Origin of the sequence: Halorubrum sp. SP3, assembly GCF_005435195.1 — an archaeon.
Lineage (GTDB): Archaea > Halobacteriota > Halobacteria > Halobacteriales > Haloferacaceae > Halorubrum > Halorubrum sodomense.
In genome coordinates, this window is the sequence record NZ_SGTU01000085.1 from 410 (window position 1) to 1,666 (window position 1,257).

Sequence of the window (1,257 nt, forward strand, 5' to 3'; positions counted from 1 at the left end):
TGATCCGCCGTGGTAACAGAAAGTGAATCCCGCAGTAGGTGAAGGCGAATTCAACCATGACTGGGAGGAACACAAACTCCCACGTGAAGAGCAGATTGAATGCTGTCACTCGGTTCGGCACGCCGACGTTCAGAATCGTATTCGCATAGAGAACGACAACAGCAAGAACGTAGACGACGACCTTCGTTCGCCAGCTGAATATCTGGTGAAACTGGCTGATCTCGGCCGCATCTACACGGTCTTGAGCTCGGAGTGCGGCAAGCGCCTCCTCGTACCCATTCGACATGTACCGGACGCCATACACCCCCAGGATGAGTGCCGCATACCCGGCTGCGGTGTTTGGGGTGTCAAGGAGGATGTGGGTCCCACCAGTCAGATGTACGTACACTTGGAGCACTGCGAGATCGAGAACACTGAACGCTCCTACAAACAGATACGGCGGATACATATTTTGACCAGGGAGAGCCGATGAGAGACGCGAAAAGCCACACAGTGTTGCGATATACTCGATGAGATTTCGCTCATTTTTCGCATCAAAATTGCTTGGCATGGTCAGGTCGTGCGGTACATCCGGCTTAGTTTTGTCCCCGACAGAAACACCTCGGGCGTAGTCCCGTCACGTTCGCTCAGGGTAGAGGCATGCTCGAGGTTTCAATGGTGGCGCGGCATCAAGCAGGCGCGGACTTCCGAGGCGGCTGCGAACAGCTCTAATTACATCTAATTAGTTTTATTAGGTTGGATTAGATACATTTTGTTATGAGTCGGTGGGAAGCCACCTCTCCCCGGATGGGCCCCGTTGTAGATGTTGAGCGTGGTGTGACCAGTTCTAGCAAAACGGTCACCAGCCACGCTGCTGTGCGAGGGGTACGCGCCCTCAACAGATTTAGCGCTGAGAGCTCGCCTTTTCACACAGTCACTTTGCGATGCGGGCATCACGGAGTAACTGATCTGAGAGGCGAACTCGCATGATTGACAGCGGCACGTACCCGGATTTCGTACTAGCATTCATCCCGGTGACGTTGTCTGCTGCTTACGGGGTTGGGACTGTTCTTGGCACGCGTCTCGCTGCCGTCGTGGCCGCAGTTGGCATTTGTTACCTGCTCATGGTCGACGGCCTGTTCTGGCATGGTCCTATAGACGAACGCTAGCGGCCACCGAGATACGCAAACGCGGATTGTCGTTGTGCGGCCTGTCGCAGTAGGGTCTCTGCGACGGCGCAGCGTCATCTATTAGGGTCGTCTGTGGCACTTGTGACAG

General features: G+C 55.0%; 1 protein-coding gene. It reads right to left on the reverse strand.

The genetic code is table 11. The annotated features are described in order from the left end of the window. The coding region (locus tag EXE42_RS18725; protein WP_158293729.1) for a hypothetical protein at positions 1-550 on the reverse strand (550 nt) is incomplete at its 3' end. Positions 551-1,257: the final 707 nt, after the last annotated feature.